At 42.5% G+C, this 17753-nt stretch carries 10 protein-coding genes, 8 tRNA genes and 3 rRNA genes; all 21 read left to right on the top strand.

Annotated elements, in window-relative coordinates:
• Nucleotides 1-14: 14 nt before the first annotated feature.
• The 21 genes from EQJ87_RS06440 to EQJ87_RS06340 all read left to right on the top strand — a co-directional run bounded on the left by EQJ87_RS06440 (nucleotide 15) and on the right by EQJ87_RS06340 (nucleotide 17707).
• Entirely contained in the window at nucleotides 15-1154 is a 1140-nt protein-coding gene (locus tag EQJ87_RS06440; RefSeq protein ID WP_130123844.1) for a cation:proton antiporter, read from the top strand.
• Nucleotides 1144-1641: a GNAT family N-acetyltransferase gene (locus EQJ87_RS06435; RefSeq protein WP_130123843.1), complete on the top strand. Its 498-nt coding sequence runs from the start codon at nucleotides 1144-1146 to the stop codon at nucleotides 1639-1641. Before EQJ87_RS06440 ends, EQJ87_RS06435 begins: the two co-directional genes overlap by 11 nt.
• 158 nt (nucleotides 1642-1799) lie before the next feature.
• Complete coding sequence (upp, locus tag EQJ87_RS06430; protein WP_130123842.1) at nucleotides 1800-2435, top strand: uracil phosphoribosyltransferase; 636 nt, start codon at nucleotides 1800-1802, stop codon at nucleotides 2433-2435.
• Between the two features lie 198 nt (nucleotides 2436-2633).
• Nucleotides 2634-3242, top strand: a complete 609-nt coding sequence (locus tag EQJ87_RS06425; protein WP_130123841.1) for a nitroreductase family protein — start codon at nucleotides 2634-2636, stop codon at nucleotides 3240-3242.
• Nucleotides 3243-3370: 128 nt separating this feature from the next.
• Nucleotides 3371-4618: an Nramp family divalent metal transporter gene (locus EQJ87_RS06420; protein ID WP_223804512.1), complete on the top strand. Its 1248-nt coding sequence runs from the start codon at nucleotides 3371-3373 to the stop codon at nucleotides 4616-4618.
• Between the two features lie 57 nt (nucleotides 4619-4675).
• Entirely contained in the window at nucleotides 4676-4993 is a 318-nt protein-coding gene (locus tag EQJ87_RS06415; protein ID WP_130123839.1) for an ATP cone domain-containing protein, read from the top strand.
• Nucleotides 4994-5434: 441 nt separating this feature from the next.
• A complete protein-coding gene (thrS, locus tag EQJ87_RS06410; RefSeq protein ID WP_130123838.1) occupies nucleotides 5435-7375 on the top strand; it encodes a threonine--tRNA ligase in 1941 nt (646 codons plus the stop codon).
• 348 nt (nucleotides 7376-7723) lie between these two features.
• A 16S ribosomal RNA gene (locus EQJ87_RS06405) occupies nucleotides 7724-9270 on the top strand.
• 93 nt (nucleotides 9271-9363) lie between these two features.
• Nucleotides 9364-9436: transfer RNA gene (locus EQJ87_RS06400), tRNA-Ala, on the top strand.
• A 138-nt stretch (nucleotides 9437-9574) separates the two neighbouring features.
• Nucleotides 9575-12473, top strand: a 23S ribosomal RNA gene (locus EQJ87_RS06395).
• 82 nt (nucleotides 12474-12555) lie between these two features.
• A 5S ribosomal RNA gene (gene rrf / locus EQJ87_RS06390) occupies nucleotides 12556-12671 on the top strand.
• The 16S, 23S and 5S rRNA genes sit together here with 8 tRNA genes alongside, the layout of an rRNA operon.
• Nucleotides 12672-12675: 4 nt before the next feature.
• Nucleotides 12676-12748: transfer RNA gene (locus tag EQJ87_RS06385), tRNA-Val, on the top strand.
• 30 nt (nucleotides 12749-12778) lie between these two features.
• Nucleotides 12779-12851, top strand: a tRNA-Asp gene (locus tag EQJ87_RS06380).
• 73 nt (nucleotides 12852-12924) lie between these two features.
• Nucleotides 12925-12997, top strand: a tRNA-Lys gene (locus EQJ87_RS06375).
• 8 nt (nucleotides 12998-13005) lie between these two features.
• A tRNA-Leu gene (locus EQJ87_RS06370) sits at nucleotides 13006-13087 on the top strand.
• Nucleotides 13088-13139: 52 nt separating this feature from the next.
• Nucleotides 13140-13212, top strand: a tRNA-Thr gene (locus EQJ87_RS06365).
• A 24-nt stretch (nucleotides 13213-13236) separates the two neighbouring features.
• Nucleotides 13237-13308 (top strand) — tRNA-Gly (locus EQJ87_RS06360).
• A 36-nt stretch (nucleotides 13309-13344) separates the two neighbouring features.
• Nucleotides 13345-13430 (top strand) — tRNA-Leu (locus EQJ87_RS06355).
• Nucleotides 13431-13595: 165 nt separating this feature from the next.
• On the top strand, nucleotides 13596-14492 hold the full coding sequence (locus EQJ87_RS06350; protein ID WP_130123837.1) for a class II fructose-bisphosphate aldolase: 897 nt from the start codon (nucleotides 13596-13598) through the stop codon (nucleotides 14490-14492).
• Nucleotides 14493-14683: 191 nt separating this feature from the next.
• Nucleotides 14684-16291, top strand: a complete 1608-nt coding sequence (locus EQJ87_RS06345) for an amidase domain-containing protein (RefSeq protein ID WP_130123836.1) — start codon at nucleotides 14684-14686, stop codon at nucleotides 16289-16291.
• 303 nt (nucleotides 16292-16594) lie between these two features.
• The gene (locus EQJ87_RS06340; RefSeq protein ID WP_130123835.1) at nucleotides 16595-17707 is read left to right on the top strand and encodes a DUF4097 family beta strand repeat-containing protein; all 1113 of its coding nucleotides are present in this window, start codon (nucleotides 16595-16597) and stop codon (nucleotides 17705-17707) included.
• Nucleotides 17708-17753 lie beyond the last annotated feature (46 nt).

Here is a 17753-nt window from a genome sequence, read left to right as displayed (position 1 = left end):
GTTAAAATGAGAAAATGAATGATATTTTACAACTCACAATTGTTTTAGTCGCTTCGCTTTTTGCTACATTGATTTCTCGACGAATGAAAATTCCAGCAGTAGTTGGCCAGATGCTGGTCGGAATTCTTATTGCACCCTCGGTTTTAGGACTTGTTCATGGCGGACACGTCCTAGAAGTAATGTCCGAAATTGGCGTGATTTTGCTCATGTTTCTTGCCGGGATAGAGAGCGATCTGACGGTATTGAAGAAAAATTTTAAGGCGTCCATGCTGGTGGCGGTCGGTGGTGTTTTAGTGCCACTTTCGGTCTTTGCTATTGTCGCGGCGAGCTTGGGATATGGCCTATCAACCAGTTTTTTCTATGGGGTTGTTTTTGCCGCTACTTCGGTGTCCATCACGGTGGAAGTGCTACAAGAATATGGTAAATTAAGTACACGTGCGGGTTCAATAATCCTTGGTGCAGCCGTGGTTGATGATATTCTGGCTGTTTTGATTTTGTCCATTTTTACCAGCTTTAAAAATGGTGGTTCTGGTGGACAATTGGCGCTCAAATTTTCTCTTGAACTCCTCTTTTTCGCCTTCTTGTTTGCAGTTCACAAGATGATTCCAAGACTTTGGAAGTTTGTGCAAAAATTACCGCTGGCCAATAAAAATACAATTGTTGCGCTGATTATCTGTTTGGGATTGAGCTTGCTTGCCAATGCGGTTGGAATGTCAGCTGTTATCGGCAGTTTCTTTGCGGGAATTGCGATTTCACAAACAGAAGTGAGTCATAAAATCGAAGAATACACCTCGGCGATTGGTTACGTTATTTTTATCCCCGTGTTCTTTGTTTTGATTGCGATTTCGGTGCAGTTTGATAGTTTGATTCATCATCCGTGGATCATCTTACTTTTTACAGTTTTGGCTATTTTAACGAAATTTTTGCCCGCCTATTTTGTCGGAAAAATGAATCGTCTAAGTACTGGAGAGAGTATGTTAGTCGGAACAGGAATGATTTCACGTGGAGAAATGGCTCTGATTGTGGCTCAAATTGGATTGACGAGTGCCATTATTACGGATGCTGTTTATTCTGAACTTGTGATTGTCATCATTTTGGCGACGGTCATTGCTCCATTTTTGATCAAAATGGTATTGAAAAAATATGAAAATTAGACCAATTCAAAGTCAAGATGACGCTCAACTTTACCAACTCATTCGGAATATTCTGGAAGAAGAGGGCTTGGCCTTACCAGGCACTGCTTACGAGGACGAAACTTTGGTAGAGTTGTCGACATTTTATAAACAAACAAAAAATGCGGCTTATTTTGTACTCGTTGATGAGAAGGAGGCGCATAAAGTTTATGGTGGAGTAGGAATTGCACCCTTTTCTGTTGGAGTTGCTGAACTCCAAAAGTTTTATCTGACGAAAGAAGCTCGTGGGCAAGGTTGGTCAAGAAAATTAATGGATCAGGCGATTGACTTTGCTCAGAAACATTATCAAAAACTCTATTTAGAGAGTCATACGAAGCTCAAAGCCGCCTTGAAGCTTTATCAAGACTATGGATTTGAACCATTGGAACACGCACTTTTGGAGAGTGAACATTCGGCTATGAATGTCTGGCTTTTAAAAAATTTACTTTTAGACTGCAAAAAAGCCTAAAAAAATGGTAAAATAAAAGAAATGCTTTTAGAGTTGTAGTGTCAAAAACACTATGCTCTAAAAAATTTTGCCAAAAATTAGCTGGAATTGTCCCTTAATAGGCAATCGAAAAAGTCCGTGCTTTGCTTTGCAAAGCGATTTAGCGAAAGGAAAATCTCATGTCAAAATTTCAAGTCGTCGAACATCCATTGATTCAACACAAACTCTCAATCTTGCGTCGCAAAGAGGCGTCAACTAAAGAATTTCGCGAACTCGTCGATGAAATCGGAATGCTCATGGCTTACGAAGTATCGCGTGATTTGCCACTTGAAGATGTTGAAATCGAAACGCCCGTTCAAAAAACAACCGTAAAACAAATTGCTGGTAAAAAATTGGCGATTGTTCCAATCTTGCGTGCAGGAATTGGCATGGTTGATGGGATTTTGAAATTGATTCCAGCGGCGCGCGTGGGTCATATCGGAATGTACCGTGATGAAGAAACACTTAAACCAGTTGAATACTTGGTGAAATTGCCAGCTGATATTGCTGAACGTCAAATTTTCCTTGTGGATCCAATGCTTGCCACTGGTGGTTCTGCGATTTTGGCAGTTGATTCGCTCAAAAAACGTGATGCCAAAGCTGCAAACATCAAATTTGTCTGCTTGGTTGCTGCACCAGAAGGTGTCAAAGCGCTTCAAGAAGCACATCCAGACATCGAAATTTACACAGCAGCTCTTGATGAAAAACTTAACGAACATGGCTACATCGTCCCAGGTCTTGGTGACGCTGGCGACCGTTTGTTCGGAACAAAATAAAACTCAGAACTCAGGTTATTTTTGAAATAGCCTGAGTTTTTTATAGAAAAAATGCTGACGCAATTCATTTTTAACTTCCGTCAGTAAAATTTCTGGGAGAAAATGCTGACGTAAATAACGAAGCGTATTGTTTTACTTTCGGAAAGTTATTTGATAAGATTACAAGTGTAAACAATAAAAAGAAAGACAGGAAAAAACATGACATTTATTAACTCACTTGAAAACCGTCGCACCATCTACGCTTTGGGCAAAAACGTTGCTGATGAAGCAAAAGCTATTGAAACAATTAAATCAGCAGTTCGCCAATCTCCATCAGCATTTAATTCACAAACAGGCCGTGTCCTTATCGTGACTGGTGCTGCTCAAGAAAAACTTTGGGATGACATTGTTGCACCAGAACTTCAAGCAACGATGAAAGCTCAAGGCGTTCCAGACTCAGCTTGGGAAGGAACACGTGCTAAACTAGACGGGTTCAAAGCAGCTTTTGGAACAGCACTTTTCTTTGAAGATCAAGCCGTTGTTAAAAATCTCCAAGAACAATTTCCACTTTATGCAGATAATTTCCCAGTTTGGTCAGAACAAGGATCAGGAATTATCACAGTAAACGCGTGGACAGCACTTGCTGAAATTGGTTTAGGCGCAAACCTCCAACACTACAATCCAGTGATTGACGAAGCGGTAGCTAAGACATGGAACTTGCCAGAAAGTTGGAAACTTCGCGGACAACTTGTCTTTGGTTCAATCGAAGCCCCAGCAGGAGAAAAAACATTCTTGGCAGACGAAGAACGCTTTATCGTTGCCAACTAAAGCTAACCATGAGAAAATCACCGCCAAACTGGCGGTGATTTTAATATTTAAAAAAGGTGGAAAAGATTTATGAATTTTGGTATAGTATTAAAAAAGGATTAAAAAGAATTAAAAAAGAAATGGGAAAAATGAAACATTTTTTACAAGATAAACGTCATCCGACCTTAGATTTTTTACGCTATGTTGGTCCTGGACTCATTGTTGCCGTTGGGTTTATTGACCCTGGAAATTGGGCGGCTAACTTGGCTGCTGGTTCGCAATTTGGCTACAAGTTGCTCTGGGTCATTACTCTATCAACGATTATGTTAGCTTTTTTACAACATAATGTTGCGCATCTTGGAATTGTCACCGGAAAGTGCCTTTCTGAAAATGCCACAAAACATTTACGGCCGGCGATTAGTCGCACAGTTTTGGGCAGTGCGGTATTAGCCTCAATTTCTACCGCAGTTGCTGAAATCCTTGGTGGAGCGTTGGCCTTACAGATGCTTTTTAACCTTCCGATTGTTGTTGGTGCAATTTTAACGGCCCTTGTCGTTATTTGGTTTTTGTTTAGCAATTCTTACTCCAAGATTGAAAAGGTAATTATTGGTTTTGTTTGTTTGATTGGCGTATCCCTTCTTTTAGAGATCTTTATTATCCCTCACATCAGTTGGGGAGCAGCTGCAAAAGGCGCATTTGTCCCTTCTATTAGTGGAAAATCACTTCCCATCATCATGTCTGCCCTTGGTGCGGTCGTAATGCCTCATAATTTATTTTTGCACTCAGAAGTCATTCAAAGTCGCCAGTGGAACCTCAAAGATGAAGCAATCATGGAACGCCAACTGCGCTTTGAATTTTTCGATACGATATTTTCGATGTTTTTGGGTTGGGTTATCAATTCGGCCATTATCATCATTGCCGCGGCCCTCTTTTTCCCACGTGTTGTGACTGAAATCAGTCAAGCTCAAGAAATGCTTGTTCCTCTTTTGGGGCCAGCTGCGGCCATTCTTTTTGCAATTGCTTTTCTCTTTGCTGGCATTGCTTCATCCGTGACAGCAGGTATGGCGGGAGGATCAATCTTTGCTGGCCTTTTCGCCGAACCTTATGATGCTCAGGATCCTCACAGCAGACTCGGTGTGTTGATTACTATTATTGGTGCAACGGCGGCGATTTGTGGCTTAAGTTTTGTCACCAGCTCTTTTAATATTTTGATTTATTCTCAAGTTTTCTTGAGCATTCAGCTGCCAATTACGATTTTCTTACAAATTTATTTGACCAGTTCTCAACAAGTTATGGGCAAATACAAAAATGTTTGGTTTACCAAATGGCTCTTGTTAGCAACTGGAGCCTTTGTGACCCTACTTAATATCATGTTAATCGTCGAAACTTTTAAATAATTCCCCAAAATTTGTTATAATAGAATTATAAGAATATTAAAAAAATAAGGAGAAATTATGCAAGCAAAATTAGTTAACAAAGTTGTTATCAAACGCAATGGGCGTGTGGTTGATTGGGATAGCTTTCGTATCCAAACCGCCGTTTTCAAAGCTGCAATCAATGGGAAATATAAAGAAAAACCCTTGCACGCGAACATGATTGCCAACAATGTCACCAAAGTTGTAGAGAAAGTCATTGCTGAACTACCCTTTGAAAAAATCGAAATCGAAACGATTCAAAATCAAGTGATTAAGCAACTCAATGACTTTGATAAAGATGTAGCGCATGATTTCCTCGCTTATAAAACCAAGCAAAATATAGAACAAAGACATTAAAAAAAAAGGGTGATTATCCACCCTTTTTTTATATTTTCTTGCTTGACAAATCCTAATCTAAGACTTACAATAGAAAAAGAGACAAGTTTTTAGTGAACATTTTTCAGAAATCAGGCGGTTGATGCGAGCCTGAAAATAGCAGCTAGGAATACCACTCGCCCAATTTCACAAGCTTACTTAATGTGAAAAAATCTTTTTGGATAACAAAAAGCGTCCCTGACACGTTACGTCAAAGAGGAGAATTTGCTGACGAAAAATCCGTCAGTAATTTGAATGAAGGTGGTAACACGCAAACAGCGTCCTTTTTTGGGATGGAGTTTGCGTTTTTTTATATTCTTATCGAAGAAGAAAAGTATGGAGTGTCTCTCGATTGATTTAAAAATACGCCACTCATTTTTCCACAGAAAAAGATAAATAATTAAAAATAAGGAGTAATAAAAAATGATTAAAATCACATTTCCAGACGGCAATATTAAAGAATTTGAATCAGGCGTAACAACATTTGAAATCGCCAAATCAATTTCACCAAGCCTTGCCAAAAAAACACTTGCAGGTAAAATTAACGGAAAATTGATTGATGCAACGCGTGCAATCACAGCAGATGCCGATTTTGAAATCGTTACAGCACAACATGAGGATGCTTTAGGCATTTTGCGTCACTCAGCAGCCCATCTCTTTGCCCAAGCGGCCAAACGACTCTTTCCTAACATTCACCTTGGAGTGGGTCCAGCCATTCAAGACGGTTTCTACTATGATACTGACAACGAAGCGGGACAAATTTCAAACGAAGACTTAGTCAAAATTGAAGCTGAGATGAAGAAAATCGTTAAAGAAAACTTTAAATCTGAGCGTAAAGAAGTGAGCAAAGAAGAAGCAAAAGCAATCTTTGCACATGATCCTTATAAACTTGAACTCATTGAAGAACACAACGAAGATGAGGGCGGACTTACAATTTATACACAAGGGGAATACACTGACCTTTGCCGTGGCCCACATGTTCCGTCAACTGGCGTTATCAAATTCTTCCACTTACTCAATGTTGCGGGAGCATACTGGCGTGGAAATTCTGACAACAAAATGATGCAACGAATCTACGGTACAGCATGGTTTACCAAAGAAGACCTTGAAGCTAACCTTAAATTCCGTGAAGAAGCTAAAGAGCGGGATCACCGTAAACTTGGTCGCGAACTTGACCTTTTCTTCAATGATGCCGAACTCGGAGCCGGAACAGCTTATTGGCTACCAGCTGGTGCGACAATTCGTCGAATCATTGAGCGTTTCGTAGTGGATCAAGAAGTAAAACATGGTTATCAGCACGTCGTTACACCAGTGATGATGAACCTTAACACTTACAAACAATCAGGTCACTGGCAACATTACCATGAAGATATGTACCCACCAATGGACATGGGTGATGATGAAATGATGGAACTTCGTCCAATGAACTGCCCGAGCCATATTGCAATCTATAAACATCACGTTCACTCTTACCGTGAGCTTCCAATCCGTATCGCTGAGTTCGGTATGATGCACCGTTATGAAAAATCAGGTGCCCTCTCAGGTTTACAACGTGTCCGCGAAATGACACTTAATGACGGGCATACTTTCGTAATGCTTGAACAAGTTCAAGAAGAATTTGGTAAAATTTTGCAACTTATCATGGATATGTACCGCGATTTTGGAATCAATGATTACAAATTCCGCCTTAGCTACCGTGACCCTAAAGATACAGTAAAATATTTCCCTGATGATGAAATGTGGGAAAAATCTCAAGCGATGCTCAAAGCAACAATGGATGACATGAATCTTGATTATGTTGAAGCAGAAGGGGAAGCTGCGTTTTACGGACCAAAATTGGATATTCAAGTTAAGACAGCTCTTGGAAATGAAGAAACCCTCTCAACAATTCAACTTGACTTCTTGAACCCAGAAAACTTTGACATTTCATATATTGGTGCTGACGGTGAAAAACATCGACCAGTTATGATTCACCGAGGTGTTATTTCGACCCTTGAACGTTTCATTGCTTACCTTATTGAAGTTTATAAAGGTGCCTTCCCAACATGGCTAGCACCAACTCAAGCAACGATTATCCCAGTAAATAATGAAATTCATGCCGATTATGCTTGGAAAATTCAACGAGAACTCCAAGATAGAGGTTTCCGTGTTGTCGTTGATGAAGCCAACGAAAAAATGGGTTGGAAGATTCGCCAATCACAAACTCATAAAATTCCTTACCAAATCGTTATTGGCGATCAGGAACAAGCAGATGGTACAGTGAATATCCGTCGCTATGGATCAAAAGAAACAGCCGTTATCCCATTTGAAACATTTATTGAAAATTTAGCAGCTGATGTAGCTAATTTCAGTCGTAAAAATTAAATCACAGAAAAACACCACCCTTTAGTGGTGATTTTTTTTTTCCTAAATGACCTTTAAAAGCCAAAAAGTAAATTTCAGCGACAAAAAATCTAGCAATCAAAACGTGATAACAGCGGGGTTTGAGAGGTCAAGATGAAAAAAAGCGAGAAGGAATACATTTAATCCTTGACAAAGGGAGGGGGGTTTGATAGAATATAATAGTTGTCGCAAGAGACGAGGGTCTTGAAGCGAGCTAGACCATTGAAAACTGAATAAAGAAGAATGACTCATGTGATGTCGAAAGACATCAAAAAATCTGTCAATCAATAATGAAAGACAAGCCAGTCACATTAGTGTGACTTAAATACTTTATTTGAGAGTTTGATCCTGGCTCAGGACGAACGCTGGCGGCGTGCCTAATACATGCAAGTTGAGCGATGCGGTTTGGTGCTTGCACTAAACCAAAGAGCAGCGAACGGGTGAGTAACGCGTGGGAAATCTGCCTTTGAGCGGGGGACAACATTTGGAAACGAATGCTAATACCGCATAACAGCTAGGGACACATGTTCTAAGCTTGAAAGAAACAATTGTTTCACTCAAAGATGATCCCGCGTTGTATTAGCTAGTTGGTGAGGTAAAGGCTCACCAAGGCGATGATACATAGCCGACCTGAGAGGGTGATCGGCCACATTGGGACTGAGACACGGCCCAAACTCCTACGGGAGGCAGCAGTAGGGAATCTTCGGCAATGGACGAAAGTCTGACCGAGCAACGCCGCGTGAGTGAAGAAGGTTTTCGGATCGTAAAACTCTGTTGTGAGAGAAGAACGACGAGGAGAGTGGAAAGCTCCTCGTGTGACGGTATCTCACCAGAAAGGGACGGCTAACTACGTGCCAGCAGCCGCGGTAATACGTAGGTCCCGAGCGTTGTCCGGATTTATTGGGCGTAAAGCGAGCGCAGGTGGTTTATTAAGTCTGGTGTAAAAGGCAGTGGCTCAACCATTGTATGCATTGGAAACTGGTAGACTTGAGTGCAGGAGAGGAGAGTGGAATTCCATGTGTAGCGGTGAAATGCGTAGATATATGGAGGAACACCGGTGGCGAAAGCGGCTCTCTGGCCTGTAACTGACACTGAGGCTCGAAAGCGTGGGGAGCAAACAGGATTAGATACCCTGGTAGTCCACGCCGTAAACGATGAGTGCTAGATGTAGGGAGCTATAAGTTCTCTGTATCGCAGCTAACGCAATAAGCACTCCGCCTGGGGAGTACGACCGCAAGGTTGAAACTCAAAGGAATTGACGGGGGCCCGCACAAGCGGTGGAGCATGTGGTTTAATTCGAAGCAACGCGAAGAACCTTACCAGGTCTTGACATACTCGTGCTATTCCTAGAGATAGGAAGTTCCTTCGGGACACGGGATACAGGTGGTGCATGGTTGTCGTCAGCTCGTGTCGTGAGATGTTGGGTTAAGTCCCGCAACGAGCGCAACCCCTATTGTTAGTTGCCATCATTAAGTTGGGCACTCTAACGAGACTGCCGGTGATAAACCGGAGGAAGGTGGGGATGACGTCAAATCATCATGCCCCTTATGACCTGGGCTACACACGTGCTACAATGGATGGTACAACGAGTCGCGAGACAGTGATGTTTAGCTAATCTCTTAAAACCATTCTCAGTTCGGATTGTAGGCTGCAACTCGCCTACATGAAGTCGGAATCGCTAGTAATCGCGGATCAGCACGCCGCGGTGAATACGTTCCCGGGCCTTGTACACACCGCCCGTCACACCACGGGAGTTGGGAGTACCCGAAGTTGGTTGCCTAACCGCAAGGAGGGCGCTACCTAAGGTAAGACCGATGACTGGGGTGAAGTCGTAACAAGGTAGCCGTATCGGAAGGTGCGGCTGGATCACCTCCTTTCTAAGGAATATATACAAAGACGTGAGCATTCAACTTTATTCAGTTTTGAGGGGTTTAGTAGAAAACCTATACAAGAATCAATTTCTTGATTGTGGGGCCTTAGCTCAGCTGGGAGAGCGCCTGCTTTGCACGCAGGAGGTCAGCGGTTCGATCCCGCTAGGCTCCATTGTCAGACAAGACGTTAAAATCACTTGAACATTGAAAACTAAATAACAATATCTAATAACGATAAAATAAACCAAAAGCTGTGAATTTTAAAGAATTTACAAACTTATACTTGAAAAAAGATGATTAAATTCATCATGGCAAAGTTAATAAGGGCGCACGGTGGATGCCTTGGCACTAAGAGCCGAAGAAGGACGTGACTAACGACGATATTCGAGGGGGAGCAGTAAGTACGCATTGATCCCTCGGTCTCCGAATGGGGAAACCCAGCTGCTACTAGCAGTTATCCGTAAGTGAATACATAGCTTACGTGAAGGTAACGCAGAGAACTGAAACATCTAAGTACCTGCAGGAAGAGAAAGTAAAAACGATTTCGTAAGTAGCGGCGAGCGAACGCGAAGAAGGGCAAACCAAGAAGCTTGCTTCTTGGGGTTGTAGGACTGCAACGTGGACTTAAGCATTATAGTCGAATAACCTGGGAAGGTTAATCAAAGAGGGTAATAATCCCGTAGACGAAATAGCGCTTATACCTAGCAGTATCCTGAGTAGGGCTGGACACGCGAAATCCAGTTTGAATCCGGGAGGACCATCTCCCAACCCTAAATACTCCTTAGTGACCGATAGTGAACCAGTACCGTGAGGGAAAGGTGAAAAGAACCCCGTGAGGGGAGTGAAATAGCACCTGAAACCGTGTGCCTACAAGAAGTTCGAGCCCGTTAATGGGTGAGAGCGTGCCTTTTGTAGAATGAACCGGCGAGTTATGTTATGATGCGAGGTTAAGTTGAAGAGACGGAGCCGTAGCGAAAGCGAGTCTGAATAGGGCGCTTTAGTATCATGATGTAGACCCGAAACCTAGTGACCTATCCATGAGCAGGGTGAAGGTGTGGTAAGACACACTGGAGGCCCGAACCAGGACACGTTGAAAAGTGTTTGGATGACTTGTGGATAGCGGAGAAATTCCAAACGAACTGGGAGATAGCTGGTTCTCTCCGAAATAGCTTTAGGGCTAGCGTCGAAATGTAAGTGTATTGGAGGTAGAGCACTGTTTGGGTGAGGGGTCCATCTCGGATTACCAATCTCAGATAAACTCCGAATGCTAATACACATGTTCGGCAGTCAGACTGCGAGTGCTAAGATCCGTAGTCGAAAGGGAAACAGCCCAGACCAACAGCTAAGGTCCCAAAATATATGTTAAGTGGAAAAGGATGTGGGGTTGCACAGACAACTAGGATGTTAGCTCAGAAGCAGCTATCATTCAAAGAGTGCGTAATAGCTCACTAGTCGAGTGACCCTGCGCCGAAAATGTACCGGGGCTAAACATATTACCGAAGCTTTGGATTGATTTTAAATCAATGGTAGGAGAGCGTTCTTAACCGCGATGAAGGTATACCGTGAGGAGTGCTGGAGCGTTAAGAAGTGAGAATGCCGGTATGAGTAGCGCAAGATAAGTGAGAATCTTATCCACCGTAAGACTAAGGTTTCCAGGGGAAGGCTCGTCCGCCCTGGGTTAGTCGGGACCTAAGGCGAGGCCGAAAGGCGTAGTCGATGGACAACTGGTTGATATTCCAGTACTAGATATGATCGTGATGGAGGGACGCAGTAGGCTAACGGATGCCAGTTAATGGATTCTGGTCTAAGCAGTGAGGTGTGAGATGTGTCAAATGCATGTTTCTCTAACATTGAGCTGTGATGGGGAAGCAACTACGGTTGCGAACTCCGTGATGTCACACTGCCAAGAAAAGCTTCTAGCGTAAAGTCATATCTACCCGTACCGCAAACCGACACAGGTAGTCGAGGCGAGTAGCCTCAGGTGATCGAGAGAACTCTCGTTAAGGAACTCGGCAAAATAGCCCCGTAACTTCGGGAGAAGGGGTGCTGGTGTAACAGCCAGCCGCAGTGAATAGGCCCAAGCAACTGTTTATCAAAAACACAGCTCTCTGCTAAACCGCAAGGTGATGTATAGGGGGTGACGCCTGCCCGGTGCTGGAAGGTTAAGAGGAGGTGTTAGCGTAAGCGAAGCACTGAATTGAAGCCCCAGTAAACGGCGGCCGTAACTATAACGGTCCTAAGGTAGCGAAATTCCTTGTCGGGTAAGTTCCGACCCGCACGAAAGGCGTAATGATTTGGGCACTGTCTCAACGAGAGACTCGGTGAAATTTTAGTACCTGTGAAGATGCAGGTTACCCGCGACAGGACGGAAAGACCCCATGGAGCTTTACTGTAGTTTGATATTGAGTACCTGTAAGTCATGTACAGGATAGGTAGGAGCCATTGAAATCAGGACGCTAGTTTTGATTGAGGCGCTGTTGGGATACTACCCTTGACTTATGGTTACTCTAACCCGCTGGCATAATCGGCCAGGGAGACAGTGTCTGACGGACAGTTTGACTGGGGCGGTCGCCTCCTAAAGAGTAACGGAGGCGCTCAAAGGTTGGCTCAGATTGGTTGGAAATCAATCGTAGAGTGTAAAGGTAAAAGCCAGCTTGACTGCGAGAGCTACAACTCGAGCAGGTAGGAAACTAGGACTTAGTGATCCGGTGGTACCGCATGGAAGGGCCATCGCTCAACGGATAAAAGCTACCCTGGGGATAACAGGCTTATCTCCCCCAAGAGTTCACATCGACGGGGAGGTTTGGCACCTCGATGTCGGCTCGTCGCATCCTGGGGCTGTAGTCGGTCCCAAGGGTTGGGCTGTTCGCCCATTAAAGCGGCACGCGAGCTGGGTTCAGAACGTCGTGAGACAGTTCGGTCCCTATCCGTCGCGGGCGTAGGTAATTTGAGAGGATCTGTCCTTAGTACGAGAGGACCGGGATGGACTTACCGCTGGTGTACCAGTTGTCTCGCCAGAGGCACGGCTGGATAGCTATGTAGGGAAGGGATAAGCGCTGAAAGCATCTAAGTGCGAAGCCCACCTCAAGATGAGATTACCCATTCGTAAGAATTAAGAGCCCAGAGAGATGATCTGGTAGATAGGCTGGAAGTGGAAGCCCTGTGAGGGGTGTAGCGGACCAGTACTAATCGCTCGAGGACTTTACCAAAAGAGTCAAATATAAAAAGCTTAAGGTTAAGCGTTAGAAGAAGTGTTATTTAGTTTTGAATGTTCAAAGTAACATTTAAAGATTTGGTCATCATAGTGATGGAGATACACCTGTTCCCATGTCGAACACAGCAGTTAAGTCCATCTACGGCGGAAGTACTTGGGGGTTGCCCCCTGGGAGATAGGCTCGTGGCCAAGTTTATGGGAGTTTAGCTCAGCTGGGAGAGCATCTGCCTTACAAGCAGAGGGTCAGCGGTTCGATCCCGTTAACTCCCATAGGTTGTTTCAGCCTTTAATTGAAAAAAAGGTTCCGTAGTGTAGCGGTTATCACGTCGCCCTGTCACGGCGAAGATCGCGGGTTCGATTCCCGTCGGAACCGTTAGCGTAGCTCTTAGTGCTTTAGCAGTTAGAGATAGGCTATGCAAGAAATAGAATATTTCTTGTGAACAATAGACTCGTTAGCTCAGTTGGTAGAGCATTTGACTTTTAATCAAAGGGTCGCTGGTTCGAGCCCAGCACGGGTCATAATCCTAGCGGATGTGGCGGAATTGGCAGACGCACTAGATTTAGGATCTAGCGCTTAACGGCGTGGGGGTTCAAGTCCCTTCATCCGCATCTTAGGTATTACTGGTTTCATTCTTGAGAATGGGACGAGGAAATCCAATGAGCCGACTTAGCTCAGTTGGTAGAGCATCTGATTTGTAATCAGAGGGTCGCGTGTTCGAATCATGTAGTCGGCATTGTCGAAAGACAGAAAAGGTATTGCGAACGTAGTTCAGGGGTAGAACACAACCTTGCCATGGTTGGGGTCGCGAGTTCGAATCTCGTCGTTCGCTTTTTAGGTCTCCCAATGGGGAGTTTTTCTATAAGTACCCGGGGTGGCGGAACTGGCAGACGCACAGGACTTAAAATCCTGCGAGGGGTAACCTTCGTACCGGTTCGAAACCGGTCCTCGGGATATTATTTAAAAAGTTGATAACTTGTTATCAGCTTTTTTTGTATTAAATGTTAACAAATCCCTTAATAAAGCGGTTACTTGGCATTTTTCACAAGTTTTGACTAGAAAAATAGCTTACAAAATGCTATACTAGTTAGGTAATAAAATATTCGGAGGAATTTTGAAATGGCAATCGTTTCAGCAGAAAAATTCGTACAAGCCGCTCGTGATAACGGATACGCTATCGGTGGTTTCAACACAAACAACCTTGAATGGACTCAAGCTATCTTGCGTGCAGCAGAAGCTAAAAAGACTCCAGTATTGATCCAAACTTCTATGGGTGCGGCTAAATACATGGGTGGTTACAAAATGTGTAAAGTTCTCATTGAAACTCTTGTAGAGTCAATGGGCATCACAGTTCCAGTTGCTATTCACCTTGACCACGGTCACTTTGATGATGCTTTGGAATGTATCGAAGTTGGTTACTCATCATTGATGTTTGACGGTTCACATCTTCCAATCGAAGAAAACCTCAAACTTGCTGAAGAAGTAATCGCTAAAGCTCACGCTAAAGGCATCTCTGTTGAGTGTGAAGTTGGTTCTATTGGTGGTGAAGAAGACGGTATCGTTGGTGAAGGTGAACTTGCTCCTATCGAAGATGCAGTTGCAATGGCTAAACTTGGCGTTGACTTCCTTGCAGCAGGTATCGGTAACATCCACGGTCCTTACCCAGAAAACTGGAAAGGTCTTCATATCGACCACTTGACTAAATTGAACGAAGCACTTGTTGCTGCTATGGGACGTAACGTTCCTATCGTTCTCCACGGTGGTTCTGGTATCCCTGACGATCAAATCCGTGAAGCTATTGCTAACGGTGTTGCGAAAATTAACGTTAACACTGAATGCCAACTTGCTTTCGCTGGTGCAACTCGTAAATTCGTTAACGAATTTGACGCTAACGAAGCAGAATACATGAAGAAAAAACTTTTTGACCCACGTAAATTCTTGAAACCTGGTTTCGATGCAATTACTGCGTCTGTTGAAGAACGTATTGATGTATTTGGTTCAGCTAACAAAGCTTAATTCGCTTGTTAATAAAAAAGGCTCATTTTGTGAGTCTTTTTTTATTTGGTTACTTTTCGAACTTTTTTACGTATAAATAAATGTAGACAAAGGGGTTGCATTTTTGAGTAAGAAGTGATAAAATTCTGTAATATAAGTGAAACTTTAAAAATATTTTTTTGATTGATTTGGAAAAGGTTAAGGAGTTGAATATGAATTTGAAAAATAATAAAGCAAGAAGGAAGTCCTATCTGATGGCTGGAACGGCTTTGTTGCTGAGTTTAACAACGGTTGGTGTGATTGCTAACGCGGATGATGTAAGCCTTGGAAATTCAGCGACTGATTCATCTGTACAGGCTAAGACTATCGATATGCCCTCTACGTCTGTAATAAACAATACAACGAGTTCGACAACGACTGCAACGAACCCAACAGGGACTTCGGCCAATGATGAGAAGACGACTGGTATGGGGGAGGGGGACACGCACACTGGGGGAGATTCAGGGACGACTGTGACAGAGCCTACGGAACCGGCACAACCGACAGAACCGACAGAACCAAGTAAACCTACGGAGCCGAGTAAACCTACGGAGCCGAGTAAGCCAACAGAACCAAGCAAACCTACGGAGCCGAGTAAGCCAAAAGAACCAAGCAAACCTACGGAGCCAGAGAAAGCCGTAGAACCAAATCGACCAGCTGGGGGAGGAGCATCAACTCCATCAATTCCAGCCGGACCATCTATTCCTATTTATTCAAACAATTCACAAAGCTCGTATTATTATCAAGTCCCTTCGGATGCGCAAATTGCTCGTTCAACGTCAACAACAGATTCGATTTATACTGGACCAGTTTTGAAAAAAGTGGAAGCAGTTCAGTCTATTGATAAAATTGATGCATCTAGTAATGAAGCCTTTATTAAGAGTATTGCTGATCGAGTTCGGATTTTAGCAGGCAAAAATAATTTGTTTGCTTCTATTATCTTGGCGCAAGCGATTTTGGAATCTGGTCATGGTCAGAGTGACATGGCTCAAAAATATTTTAATATTTTCAATATTACAGGGGCTTTCCTCGGAAAATCGATTTCCTTTCAAACCTTAGAATTTTCTGGAAATCAGCCTTACTATACTGAGCAGAGTTTCAGAGTTTATAGCAACTATGATCAGTCTTTGAATGATTATATCAATTTGATGCTTAATGGGACAACTTGGAATCCAGATATTTATGCTGGTTCTTGGAAGTCACAGGCTAAAACTTATCAAGAAGCTGCACAAGCGCTACAAGGAAAATTTGCAACAGATCCAGAATATGCTCAAAAATTAATCCAAATTATTCAGGAATATCACTTGGATGCTTACGATAATGTAGATAGCAGTACGGAAGTACTGGGGAATAATATTCCTGCTAGTCCACTCATTACTGCAAAATTAGCCTCTTCTGACTTTCCTGTTTATAATGGGGTGGAATATCCTGGGGCTGATAGTTATGCTTTTGGAAATTGTACACAGTATGTTTATAATCGAATTATTCAACTTGGTGGACAAATTGGGACACACATGGGAAATGGTGGTGAATGGGGCATCAATGCTCAAACTCAAGGCTATTTTACAACAACAGTACCTACTGAAGGCTATGCTGTAAGTTTTCCACCTGGGGTCGCTGGTTCTAGCCCTGTTTATGGCCACGTTGCTTTTGTGGAAAAAGTTTATCCCGATAATTCTATTTTGGTTTCTGAAATGAATGTCAAGGGAAATAATATTGTTAGTGAACGTCACATTTCTGCTGGTGTTGCTGCTATGGCTACTTATATTCAACCCAAGTAGACTGAGAGTATTTTCGTCAGTAAATTCTCTGAACAGCTTTTGCTGACGAATTATTTTTGCTTGGAGAAAATGCTGACGTAAATTATTTTTGTCAGAAAAATTGCTGACGGAATTGTCAGCAGCAAAAAAAAATATTTTTTGTAGACAAGTAAATGATTTGAGAAAAACATTTGAAAAATCAGTCTTTGGGCTGATTTTTTTTGGTAAAAAGTTTGAGATAATAAGGGTACGAGGTTAAGAAAAACCTCTCTAAAAAAGTTTAAGAATTGTAATGCTTAATCAGCAAGAAAGGATTAAAATAAAATGGCTAACAAAAAAGATAGAATTATGGATTTGATGCGTCGTGGAATTATCACAGAAGATGAGGCGCTTGAATTGTTGGAAAAAAATGGAACGGGAGCTTTTTCTGAAGCGGCAGATGCAGAGCCAGAGAAAAATGAAAAAGAATTTTCGTCTACTGATAAGGAAGGTTATGTCAACCACGACGTCGATTTTCCAGACGCAATGAAAAATGTTGCAGAAACTTTGTTTGCTCGAGGAAAAGAAATTTTCCAAGGGGTAGCGAAATCAGTAGATGACAATATTGACTTTTCAAATGGCTTTCCAAAAGTGAAATCAACTTCTCATCTTGTGGAAAAAGATATCGACGAAGATTTCAGTAAGCTTGATTTGAATGTCAAAAGTGGAAAAATTGTGATTTTACCAGGTGAAAATGCTCATGTAAAAGTTGAATACAGAGTTTACGGTGCAGTTGATGAAGGAAATGTTGCTGCTTATCTGGCTGAAAAAACAAAGCTTGAAGTGATTGACAATGTTTTAGAAATCGAAACAAATGGACGTGTTTCTGCAAATATTGAACTTTATTTGCCAGCTAAAGATTACGAAAATATCGAAATCAATGCCCCACACGCCGACCTTAAAATTGAAAAAATTTCAGCTGAAAAATTGGACATCAATCTGATTAACGGAGTTGCTGAAATTGTTGAAACAACGAGTGATAAGCTCGAAATTAACAATAAAAATGGCGAAATCAAAGTTTTAGGTGGAGCAACAGGCGAGCTTGATCTTGCTGGGGTGAATGGAAATATTCGCATTACGACAGCCTTTAATTCTGGTGATGTGAGTTTGGTGAACGGAAATATTTTGCTTACAGAAAAAGCAGGAAAAGCTCGCCAATTAAACATCAAAAATGTTAATGGGGATATCAAAGTCTCAGTGCCAGAAAAATTAGGACTGGTTGGTCATGTTCGTACCATTTTTGGGGGATATAAGACACGCTTGGCGCTGGATACACCGTTTGAAGCAGGACGCAATGGGGCGGCAATTGTTCGTCAAGGCGACGAAGCACTGACTTTTGAATTTGAAACAAAATCAGGAACAATTTGGCTTAAAGACGTTGATACTGAGGAAGATTAAGCAAGAGAATTTGCTGACGTAAGTTATTTAATAAAAATAAATCAAG

Origin of the sequence: Lactococcus sp. S-13, assembly GCF_004210295.1 — a bacterium.
GTDB lineage: Bacteria > Bacillota > Bacilli > Lactobacillales > Streptococcaceae > Lactococcus.
Note: the sequence above shows the minus strand (reverse complement) of the source record. Positions and strands in the feature narration are given on the sequence as shown.

Excerpts from the sequence above, each read along its gene's own strand:
- EQJ87_RS06440 (WP_130123844.1), top strand. The coding sequence starts at position 15 with ATGAATGATATTTTACAACTCACAATTGTTTTAGTCGCTTCGCTTTTT.
- upp (WP_130123842.1), top strand. The coding sequence starts at position 1,800 with ATGTCAAAATTTCAAGTCGTCGAACATCCATTGATTCAACACAAACTC.
- EQJ87_RS06415 (WP_130123839.1), top strand. The coding sequence starts at position 4,676 with ATGCAAGCAAAATTAGTTAACAAAGTTGTTATCAAACGCAATGGGCGT.
- EQJ87_RS06425 (WP_130123841.1), top strand. The coding sequence starts at position 2,634 with ATGACATTTATTAACTCACTTGAAAACCGTCGCACCATCTACGCTTTG.
- EQJ87_RS06435 (WP_130123843.1), top strand. The coding sequence starts at position 1,144 with ATGAAAATTAGACCAATTCAAAGTCAAGATGACGCTCAACTTTACCAA.
- thrS (WP_130123838.1), top strand. The coding sequence starts at position 5,435 with ATGATTAAAATCACATTTCCAGACGGCAATATTAAAGAATTTGAATCA.
- EQJ87_RS06345 (WP_130123836.1), top strand. The coding sequence starts at position 14,684 with ATGAATTTGAAAAATAATAAAGCAAGAAGGAAGTCCTATCTGATGGCT.
- EQJ87_RS06340 (WP_130123835.1), top strand. The coding sequence starts at position 16,595 with ATGGCTAACAAAAAAGATAGAATTATGGATTTGATGCGTCGTGGAATT.
- EQJ87_RS06350 (WP_130123837.1), top strand. The coding sequence starts at position 13,596 with ATGGCAATCGTTTCAGCAGAAAAATTCGTACAAGCCGCTCGTGATAAC.
- EQJ87_RS06420 (WP_223804512.1), top strand. The coding sequence starts at position 3,371 with ATGAAACATTTTTTACAAGATAAACGTCATCCGACCTTAGATTTTTTA.